Raw genomic sequence first — 8,745 nt, forward strand, 5'->3', positions numbered from 1 at the left:
CCGATCGGGTTCGTCAGCGACCACATGGAGGTCATCTACGACCTCGACACCGAGGCCGCGAAGACCGCCGCGAAGCTCGGTCTGCCGATGGCGCGGGCCGCGACCCCGGGGACCGACGAGAAGTTCGTCACGATGCTCCGCGACCTGGTGGTCGAGCGGGCGGCCGCCGAGCGCGGCGAGCAGCCGGAGCGCCCCTGCGTCGGCAAGCTCGGCCCCGCCTGGGACGACTGCCGCCACGACTGCTGCCCACCGCTCCGCCGACCGAAGGCTGAGGAAGCCGTATGACCTCCCCGGATGAACTGCTCAAGCTTGCTGTCGACGTCGCCGAGGAGGCCGCGCGGCTGATCGTCGAGCGCCGCCGCGGCACGATCACGGTCGCCGACACCAAGAGCACGATCACCGACGTGGTGACCGCGGTCGACCGCGAGTCCGAGGAGCTGATCCGCGCCCGGGTGCTGAAGGCCCGGCCGGACGACTCGTTCCTCGGCGAGGAGGGCGACGACGTGGTCGGCACCAGCGGCGTGCGCTGGGTGGTCGACCCGATCGACGGCACGGTCAACTACCTCTACGACCTCCCGACGTACGCCGTCTCGATCGCCGTCGAGGTCGACGGTGAGACGGTCGCCGGGGTGGTCGTGGACGCGCCGAAGGGCGAGGTGTTCACCGCGACGCTCGGCGGTGGCGCGTTCGCCGACGGCAGGCCGATCCAGGTGTCCGGCGAGACCGAGCTGGCGAAGGCGCTGGTCGGCACCGGCTTCGGGTACGACCCGGCGCGCCGCCAGGTCCAGGGCGAGGTGATCCAGCACCTGATCACCAAGGTCCGCGACATCCGCCGGATCGGGGTCGGCGCGATCGACCTGTGCTACGTCGCGTGCGGCCGGCTGGACGTGGTGTTCGAGCGCGGGCTGAACCCGTGGGACTACGGTGCCGGCGCGCTGATCGCGGCCGAGGCCGGGGCCACCGTCGGCGGTCTGCACGGGGCGCCGGTGTCACCGGAGATGTCGATCGCGGCCAGTCCGGCGCTCTTCGCGCCGTTCCACGATGTGCTGGCGGCTGCCGACCCACTACGCGCTTAGAGTTCTCTGAGTGTTCATTTCTGCGCAGTACTGCGCACTAACGAGCATTCCTGTGTTCGGTACTGACGTTTGTTGCGACACGCGGGTCACACCATGGACCCAGTCGTGCATTGCGGGCCTTTATAGGGCACAATCCCGTCCTCGGGAACGGTGATTGCCGATCCCGGCCTGGCTGTCAAGGGTTTCGGGGGACGAAGATTCGGCGCGGTGCTCCGACGCGGAATTTCTCGGCCGCTCCACCCGTTCAAGGGCTCAGCAGGCAACACCACGGGTACGAAGAGGGCAGGGAAACACCATGGCGACTGATTACGACGCCCCGCGCAAGACGGACGAGGACGCTTCCGAAGAGTCGATCGAGGAGCTGAAGACTCGGCGTCACGACAAGAACTCCGGCAAGGTCGACGAGGACGAGGCCGAGGCCGCGGAGAGCTTCGAGCTGCCCGGCGCGGACCTGAGTCACGAGGAGCTGGCGGTCCGGGTCCTTCCGCGCCAGGCGGACGAGTTCACCTGTTCGAGCTGCTTCCTGGTTCACCACCGCAGCCAGCTCGCCGAAACGAAGAACGGGCAGCTGATCTGCCGCGACTGCGCAGCCTGAGCGCGAGCCCTACTTCGTCACAGCACAGCGGGACCGTTCCACAGTTCGTGGAACGGTCCCGCTGTGCTGTCCTGATTACTCCTCGCCGTATTACTCCTCGCCGTCTTTCGTGATGCTCTTCCGCAGCGTGTCCGCGTCGTAGCCGGGCGGGGCGTAGCCGGTGGACCTCAGCCAGTACGCGGCCGCGCGGCGCTCCGCGAACAGCCGGGCAGCGGCGGCGGCCCCGGCGCTGACGGCGGCCCAGGTGGCGACCTCGGCGTACCCGCCCTGGCCGTTCTTCGGCGGTTTGCCGCCCGATCCCAGTTTCCAGGCCGTGCTGACCGCCTTGCTCGCGGCCAGGCCCACCACGATCGTGAAGGCGGCCTGTACCAGCTTCCAGCCGATCTTCGCTCCGACCACTGCAAACCCTCCTCGTACGACTGCTGACAGTCAGGATCTTGCCACGCGGTGCCCACTCAGGGCGGCAGCCAAGCGCTCGGGGTGCCGCGTGGCGATCAGCCAGTACGGCGCCGGGTCGCCCGGATCGGTGATCTGCACCCGGACCGCGCCCGGCAGGTAGCTGCGCAGCACCAGGTAGGCCTTCGGGTCGCAGTCCCGGCCGAACGCGTGCCGCGCCGCGTCGCCGGTGAGGGCCTCGACGTCGCCCAGGTAGGTACGGTCGATCTCCGCGCGCCCGGCCCGCAGCCGCCGGTCGTCGACCTCGACGCGGGCCCCGCCGTACCGGAGGAACAGCGTCAGCAGCAGCACCGCGGCGAGCCCGCCGACGATCGCGCCGGCGACCGTGTCGACCGGCACTGCGACGATGACGAACAGGGTGATCACGGTGACGGCGGCGATGATCCACCACGACACCGGCACCCGCAGACTCTCGCGATACATACCCCAAGGATAGGGTCGCCTCTCGTGACCGAGGTACTGATCCAGCGACTCGACCCCGACCTCCCGCTGCCGTCCTACGCGCATCCCGGCGACGCCGGCGCCGATCTGGTGGCGGCCGCCGATCTGACCCTGAAGCCGGGGGAGCGTGGTCTGGTCGGCACCGGCATCGCGATCGCCCTGCAGGACGGGTACGCCGCGTTCGTGCACCCGCGCTCCGGGCTGGCCGCCAAGCACGGCGTCTCGATCGTGAACGCGCCCGGCACCGTGGACGCCGGGTACCGCGGCGAGATCAAGATCAACCTGATCAACCTCGACCCGGCGGCCGAGGTGACGGTACGGCGTGGCGACCGGATCGCGCAGCTGGTCATCCAGCAGGTCGAGAAGGCCCGGTTCGTCGAGGTCGGCACGCTCCCCGGCTCCGCCCGCGGTAGCGGGGGACACGGGTCGACCGGCGGCTTCGGGGATGTGACACGCTGATCAGGTGCACCCGTTGACCTGTCGGATGCGCGAGACTACGGCGCGGTGCCAGCGCCCGTACCAACATCGAGGAAGTAGGCAACAGCTGTGATCTTCCGCCGTAAGGGCAAGAACGACGAGCCCGAGACGAGCGAGACCGTCGAGGAGACGCCGGACGTCCGCGCCGCGGGCCCGTTCGACTCGACCGAGGTCGAGGACACCGACCTCGAGTCGGACGACCGGATCGACCTCGGCGCGCTCCGGGTCGCCGGGATGCCCGGGATGGAGCTGGGGCTGCAGGTCGACGAGCAGAGCGGCCTGGTGCAGGCGGTGCTGCTGATGCTCGAGGACTCCGCGCTCGAGCTGCGGGCGTTCGCGGCGCCGAAGACGGCCGGCATCTGGGACGAGGTCCGGCAGGAGATCATGGACGAGGCCGCCCGGATGGGTGGTACGGCGACCGAGACCGACGGCCCGTTCGGTACCGAGCTGGTGCTCGTCGTCCCGGTCGAGGACCCCGAAGGCCAGGTCTTCAGCCAGACGTCCCGCGTGCTCGGTGTGGACGGCCCGCGGTGGCTGCTCCGCGCCACGGTCCTGGGCCGCGCGGCGGTCGAGACGGACGCGGCCGAGCCGATGCTGGAGACGCTGCGCAACGTCGTCGTCGTCCGTGGGAACGAGCCGATGGCGGTGCGTGAGTCGCTGCCGCTGCGGCTGCCCGAGGGCGCCCAGCCGAACGACACCGAGCAGGCCTGACCGGACTACACTCGAGATCATGGGTAGCAACAAACCCGAGGGGCTGTGGAAGCGTGCCTTCCGCGGCCTGGCCGGGGACCGCGACCAGCAGGACGCGGAGGTCCTCCAGGACTTCGCGCAGGACTGCGGTGCGCGTTCCATCACCGGCTGCCACGACCGGGAGCTGGTTACGCTGTACGGCACACTGCGCACGATCACATTCAGCCCGCGCGGCGGCGTACCGGCACTGGAGGGTGAGTTGTACGACGGAACCGGCACGGTCAAGCTGATCTGGCTCGGCCGGCGCAAGATCGGCGGCATCCACGCCGGCTCGGAGCTGATCGCCTCCGGCCGGATCGGCGTCGTCGACGGCGACCGGGTGATGTTCAACCCGCGCTACGAGCTCCGGCCGCAAGAAGCCCATGGCTGAGCCCGCCGCTCCGAAGGGAGTGGGCAGCTGGGTCGGCATGATGGTCGACGTCGGGCTGCCCTGGATCGCGTTCACCCTGGTCTACGGCTTCAGCGACCACAACCTGAAGCTCGCGCTGATCGTGTCGATCGCGTCGGCCGCCGTGGTCGCGCTGTTCCGGATCGTCCGCCGCAAGCCGATCGCGAGCGTGATCGCGGGCTTCATCGGCGTCCTGATCTCCGCGTGGACCGCCCATCACACCGGGCAGGCCCAGGACGCGTTCCTCCCCGGCATCCTGCTGAACGCCGGCTACGGCGTGCTGTACCTGGTGACGATCGTGACCCGGTACCCGCTGTTCGGCCTGCTGTACGGCGTGATCACCCAGACGTGGCTCGGCTGGCGCAACGACCCCGACCTGTTCCGCGGCCTCAACCGGGTGACCATCGTGTTCGCCAGCCAGGTCGCGATCCGCCTGGTGATCATGGTGCCGCTCTACCTGGCCCACAACGTGAACGCCCTCGGCATCGCCAAGATCGGGCTCGGCCTCCCGTTCTACGCCGTCACGCTCTGGGCCGCGTACGCCGTACTGCGGTCCTCGATGCCTGCCGAGAAGTGGGACGAGGTGAAGGGCAACTTCGCCCACCTGCTCCGCGGCACCCGCCCCGAGCCCAAGCCCGAGGAGCCGGCGCAGTCGTCGCCCCGGCCACCCACGGCCCCGTAGCCCGGGGTTACTCCCCGCGCTGGTGGTGCTGCGGGGAGAGCATCGTCTCCAGTTGTTCCTCGGTTTCGTCGGCGGCGACGAAGAGCAGCTCGTCGTTGAGCTCGAGGGTGCCCTCGGGGTCCGGGCGGAGGACCCGGCCTTCGCGGAGGATGACCACCAAGGCGGTGTCGAGCGGCCAGTCGACGTCGCCGACCCGCTGACCGATCATCGGGGAGTCCTCGGGGAGGGTGAGCTCGACCAGGTTCGCGTCGCCCTGGCGGAAGGTGAACAGCCGGACCAGGTCGCCGACCGAGACGGCCTCCTCGACCAGGGCGGACATGATCCGCGGCGTGGACACCGAGACGTCCACGCCCCAGGCCTCGTTGAACATCCACTCGTTGCGCGGATGGTTGACCCGGGCAACGGTCCGCGGTACGCCGAACTCGGTCTTCGCGAGCAGCGAGACGACCAGGTTGACCTTGTCGTCGCCGGTGCTGGCGATCGCCACCTGGCAGCGCTGCAGGGCGGCCTCCTCCAGCGACGACAGCTCGCAGGCGTCGGCCAGCAGCCACTCGGCGCGGGGTACGGACTCGGCCTTGATGGCGCGCGGGTCCTTGTCGATCAGCAGCACCTCGTGGCCGTTCTCCAGGAGTTCGCCGGCGATCGAACGACCGACGTTCCCGGCTCCGGCGATGGCGACCCGCATCACAGCTCCTCAGGCTTCTTCAGGTTTGGTGCCGAGTTGGGACTCGATCGTCGCCGCGTCCCGTTCCAGCATCACGACGTGGACCAGGTCACCTTCCTGGATGACGGTGTCGGCCTTGGGCAGGATGCCCTCGCCGAGCCGGGTCAGGAACGCGACCCGGGCGCCGGTGGCCTTCTCGATGTCGAGCGCGACGCGGCCGATCCAGTCCGCGTGCACGTGCACCTCGGCCAGCCGGACGGTACCGGACGGGTCGCGCCATTCGGGCTCGGAGCCCTCGGGGAGCAGCCGGCGCATCATCTGGTCGACGGTCCAGCGGACGGTGCCGACGGTGGGGATGCCGAGCCGCTGGTACACCTCGGCGCGGCCCGGGTCGTAGATCCGGGCGACCACGTTCCCGATCCCGAACGTCTCGCGCGCCACCCGGGCGGCCAGGATGTTCGAGTTGTCGCCGTTCGAGACCGCCGCGAACGCCTCGGCGTCCTCGATCCCGGCCTCGATCAGGATCTCCCGGTCGAAGCCCATGCCGACGATCGTGCGGCCGGTGAAGGCCGGGCTGAGGCGCCGGAACGCGTCCGCCGACTGGTCGATGATGGCTACCGTATGACCGCGTTTCTCCAGGCCGCGGGCGAGCATCGACCCGACGCGGCCGCAGCCCATGATGACGACGTGCACTCCGTGATCACTCCCTGCCCGATGGGGCCGCTGGGTCGGTTTCGGCAGAGGTAGACGCTACACGCTCCTGACTGCCATCTAACATCACCGGTGTGACTCCCGCTCTAGGCGATATCGGTAAACGGCTGCTGCTCGGGCGCAAACTGCGCAGCACCCAGCTGGGTGAGACCCTGCTGCCGAAGCGCATCGCCCTCCCGGTCTTCGCCAGCGACGCGCTGTCGTCGGTCGCGTACGCCCCCGACGAGGTCTTCCTGACGCTGTCGATCGCGGGCCTCGCGGCGTACGGCTACTCCTGGAAGATCGGCCTGCTGGTCGCGTTCGTGATGCTCATCGTGGTGGCGTCGTACCGGCAGAACGTGCACGCTTATCCGTCGGGCGGCGGTGACTACGAGGTCGCGACGGTCAACATCGGCCCGTCCGCCGGGCTGACGGTCGCCAGCGCGCTGATGGTCGACTACGTCCTGACGGTCGCGGTGTCGATCTCGTCCGGCGTCCAGAACGCCAAGTCGGCGCTGCCGTTCCTCGAGGGTCACGAAGTACCGCTCGCGGTCGGCCTGGTGCTGTTGCTGACCGCGATGAACCTGCGCGGCGTCCGGGAGTCCGGCGCGGTGTTCGCGGTACCGACGTACATCTTCATGTTCTCGATCATCGGAATGGCGATCTGGGGGCTGGTCCGGCTCGCGGCCGGCAACCTGCCGATGGCGGAGAGTGCCGGCTTCGAGGTGCACGCCGAGGGCGGCCAGGGGGTCTTCACCGGGCTGGCCGCGGTGTTCCTGCTGGCTCGCGCGTTCTCCTCCGGGTGCGCGGCGCTGACCGGTGTCGAGGCGATCAGCAACGGCGTACCGGCGTTTCGCAAGCCGAAGAGCCGGAACGCCGCGACCACGCTGCTGCTGCTCGGCACGATCGCGGTCACGATGCTGATGAGCATCCTGTTCCTGGCCAGCAAGATCGGTCTGCGGTACGCCGAGAACCCCGCCACCCAGCTGTACCGCAACGGGCAGCCGGTCGGCGACGGCTACACCCAGAAGACCGTGATCGGCCAGATCGGCGACTCGGTGTTCTCGAACTTCCAGCCGGCCTTCTACGTGGTGATCGGCGCGACCATGCTGATCCTGGTCCTGGCCGCGAACACCGCGTTCAACGGGTTCCCGGTGCTCGGCTCGATCCTGGCCCGCGACGGGTACCTGCCGCGCCAGCTGCACACCCGTGGCGACCGGCTCGCGTACAGCAACGGCATCGTGCTGCTGGCGCTCTGCGCGATGGCGCTGATCATCGCGTTCGACGCCCAGGTGACCAAGCTGATCCAGCTGTACATCGTCGGCGTGTTCGTCAGCTTCACGCTCAGCCAGTTCGGGATGATCCGGCACTGGACCCGGCACCTGAAGACCGAGACCGAGCCGGCCAAGCGGCGGCACATGTACCGCTCCCGGGTCATCAACACGATCGGCCTGACGATGACCGCCGTGGTGCTGGTGATCGTGCTGCTGACCAAGTTCACCCACGGCGCGTACATTGCGATCATCGCGATGGCCTGCCTGTTCGTGCTGATGAAGGGCATCCACCGGCACTACGAGACGGTCCGCCGGCAGATGTCCGCCGAGGACGACGAGCCGCTGATGCTGCCGTCGCGGGTGCACTCGATCATCCTGGTCTCCAAGCTGCACCGGCCGACGCTGCGGGCGCTGGCCTTCGCCAAGGCGGCCCGGCCGTCCACGCTGGAGGCCGTCACCGTCGACGTCGACCGGGACGAGGCAGACGCGTTGCAGGCCGAGTGGGACGCCCGCGGCATCCCGATCCCGCTGAAACGGCTGGCCTCGCCGTACCGCGAGATCACCCGGCCGATCCTGCAGTACGTGCGCGACATCCGGCGGCAGTCGCCGCGGGACGTGGTGATGGTCTACATCCCCGAATACGTGGTCGGCCACTGGTGGGAGCACCTGCTGCACAACCAGAGCGCACTGCGTCTGAAGGGGCGGCTCTTGTTCACACCTGGTGTGATGGTTACGTCCGTTCCTTACCAGCTGCTCTCGTCGCAGGGGGCCGAGGAGCGGCAGGACCGGGTGGAACGGGTAGCCGGCCAGGTACGGCGCGGTGACCGCAAGGCGTCAGGAGATCGGTGACAGACGAAAACAGTCTGGTTGGGGCGGTAGTCGAGCTGGAGGTAGGTCCAGTCGCGCACGGGGGACACTGCGTCGCCCGGCACGAGGGGCAGGTGGTGTTCGTCCGGCACGCACTGCCGGGCGAGCTGGTGCACGCCCGGATCACGGAGCAGACCGCGAAGTACCTGCGGGCGGACGCGGTGTCGGTGCTGACGCCGTCGCCGCAGCGGATCGAGCCGCCGTGCCCGTACGCGGGTCCCGGCCTGTGCGGGGGCTGTGACTTCCAGCACGCCAACATCGTGGAGCAACGCCGGCTGAAGGCGACCGTCGTGTCGGACACGCTGCGCCGGATCGGCGGTATCGACCGGACGATCGTGATGGAGTCGCCCGGCGACGACGGCCTCGGCTGGCGGACGCGGATGCG

General features: G+C 69.3%; 13 protein-coding genes. 9 read left to right on the top strand and 4 right to left on the bottom strand.

Annotation, left to right across the window (positions count from 1 at the left end; genetic code table 11):
* The 3 genes from VFF46_RS05040 to VFF46_RS05050 form a co-directional block, all read left to right on the top strand.
* Positions 1-285, top strand: a 285-nt coding sequence (locus VFF46_RS05040) for a ferrochelatase (protein WP_325035836.1), incomplete at its 5' end; no start/stop codon positions are given.
* A complete protein-coding gene (locus VFF46_RS05045; RefSeq protein ID WP_325035837.1) occupies positions 282-1,076 on the top strand; it encodes an inositol monophosphatase family protein in 795 nt (264 codons plus the stop codon). The genes VFF46_RS05040 and VFF46_RS05045, both read left to right, overlap by 4 nt.
* A 295-nt stretch (positions 1,077-1,371) precedes the next feature.
* Positions 1,372-1,671, top strand: coding sequence for a DUF4193 domain-containing protein (locus VFF46_RS05050; RefSeq protein WP_130379292.1), 300 nt, complete (start codon positions 1,372-1,374; stop codon positions 1,669-1,671).
* A gap of 90 nt (positions 1,672-1,761) precedes the next feature.
* On the opposite strand, the gene VFF46_RS05055 is transcribed toward VFF46_RS05050, so the two are convergent.
* Both VFF46_RS05055 and VFF46_RS05060 read right to left on the bottom strand, forming a co-directional pair.
* Complete coding sequence (locus VFF46_RS05055; protein WP_325035838.1) at positions 1,762-2,070, bottom strand: DUF4235 domain-containing protein; 309 nt, start codon at positions 2,068-2,070, stop codon at positions 1,762-1,764.
* Between the two features lie 30 nt (positions 2,071-2,100).
* Positions 2,101-2,550 (bottom strand): DUF3093 domain-containing protein, encoded by a 450-nt coding sequence (locus VFF46_RS05060; protein ID WP_325035839.1) that lies wholly within the window; start codon positions 2,548-2,550, stop codon positions 2,101-2,103.
* 24 nt (positions 2,551-2,574) lie between these two features.
* On the opposite strand from VFF46_RS05060, the gene dut reads away from it, so the two are divergent.
* The 4 genes from dut to VFF46_RS05080 all read left to right on the top strand — a co-directional run bounded on the left by dut (position 2,575) and on the right by VFF46_RS05080 (position 4,865).
* A complete protein-coding gene (gene dut / locus VFF46_RS05065) occupies positions 2,575-3,027 on the top strand; it encodes a dUTP diphosphatase (RefSeq protein WP_325035840.1) in 453 nt (150 codons plus the stop codon).
* A gap of 87 nt (positions 3,028-3,114) precedes the next feature.
* Positions 3,115-3,756: a DUF3710 domain-containing protein gene (locus VFF46_RS05070; RefSeq protein ID WP_325035841.1), complete on the top strand. Its 642-nt coding sequence runs from the start codon at positions 3,115-3,117 to the stop codon at positions 3,754-3,756.
* 19 nt (positions 3,757-3,775) lie between these two features.
* Positions 3,776-4,165 carry an OB-fold nucleic acid binding domain-containing protein gene (locus tag VFF46_RS05075; protein WP_325035842.1) on the top strand — a complete coding sequence of 130 codons (390 nt, stop codon included), beginning with the start codon at positions 3,776-3,778 and terminating at the stop codon, positions 4,163-4,165.
* Entirely contained in the window at positions 4,158-4,865 is a 708-nt protein-coding gene (locus VFF46_RS05080) for a DUF3159 domain-containing protein (protein ID WP_325035844.1), read from the top strand. Before VFF46_RS05075 ends, VFF46_RS05080 begins: the two co-directional genes overlap by 8 nt.
* A gap of 7 nt (positions 4,866-4,872) precedes the next feature.
* Here VFF46_RS05080 and VFF46_RS05085 read toward each other — a convergent pair whose 3' ends face one another.
* Positions 4,873-5,550, bottom strand: coding sequence for a TrkA family potassium uptake protein (locus VFF46_RS05085; protein WP_325035845.1), 678 nt, complete (start codon positions 5,548-5,550; stop codon positions 4,873-4,875).
* A gap of 9 nt (positions 5,551-5,559) precedes the next feature.
* On the bottom strand, positions 5,560-6,222 hold the full coding sequence (locus tag VFF46_RS05090; protein WP_325035846.1) for a TrkA family potassium uptake protein: 663 nt from the start codon (positions 6,220-6,222) through the stop codon (positions 5,560-5,562).
* Between the two features lie 92 nt (positions 6,223-6,314).
* Between VFF46_RS05090 and VFF46_RS05095 the strand changes: the two genes are divergently transcribed.
* Together VFF46_RS05095 and VFF46_RS05100 are read left to right on the top strand one after the other, a co-directional pair.
* The gene (locus VFF46_RS05095; RefSeq protein ID WP_325035847.1) at positions 6,315-8,342 is read left to right on the top strand and encodes an APC family permease; all 2,028 of its coding nucleotides are present in this window, start codon (positions 6,315-6,317) and stop codon (positions 8,340-8,342) included.
* The coding region (locus tag VFF46_RS05100) for a TRAM domain-containing protein (RefSeq protein WP_325035848.1) at positions 8,339-8,745 on the top strand (407 nt) is incomplete at its 3' end. The genes VFF46_RS05095 and VFF46_RS05100, both read left to right, overlap by 4 nt.

Origin of the sequence: Kribbella sp. (assembly GCF_035655035.1) — a bacterium.
In the GTDB taxonomy this organism is placed as follows: domain Bacteria; phylum Actinomycetota; class Actinomycetes; order Propionibacteriales; family Kribbellaceae; genus Kribbella.

Bases quoted from the DNA above. Each gene is read 5' to 3' on its own strand.
- VFF46_RS05045 (WP_325035837.1), top strand. From the start codon at position 282: ATGACCTCCCCGGATGAACTGCTCAAGCTTGCTGTCGACGTCGCCGAG.
- VFF46_RS05050 (WP_130379292.1), top strand. From the start codon at position 1,372: ATGGCGACTGATTACGACGCCCCGCGCAAGACGGACGAGGACGCTTCC.
- VFF46_RS05060 (WP_325035839.1), bottom strand. From the start codon at position 2,550: ATGTATCGCGAGAGTCTGCGGGTGCCGGTGTCGTGGTGGATCATCGCC.
- VFF46_RS05075 (WP_325035842.1), top strand. From the start codon at position 3,776: ATGGGTAGCAACAAACCCGAGGGGCTGTGGAAGCGTGCCTTCCGCGGC.
- VFF46_RS05080 (WP_325035844.1), top strand. From the start codon at position 4,158: ATGGCTGAGCCCGCCGCTCCGAAGGGAGTGGGCAGCTGGGTCGGCATG.
- VFF46_RS05085 (WP_325035845.1), bottom strand. From the start codon at position 5,550: ATGCGGGTCGCCATCGCCGGAGCCGGGAACGTCGGTCGTTCGATCGCC.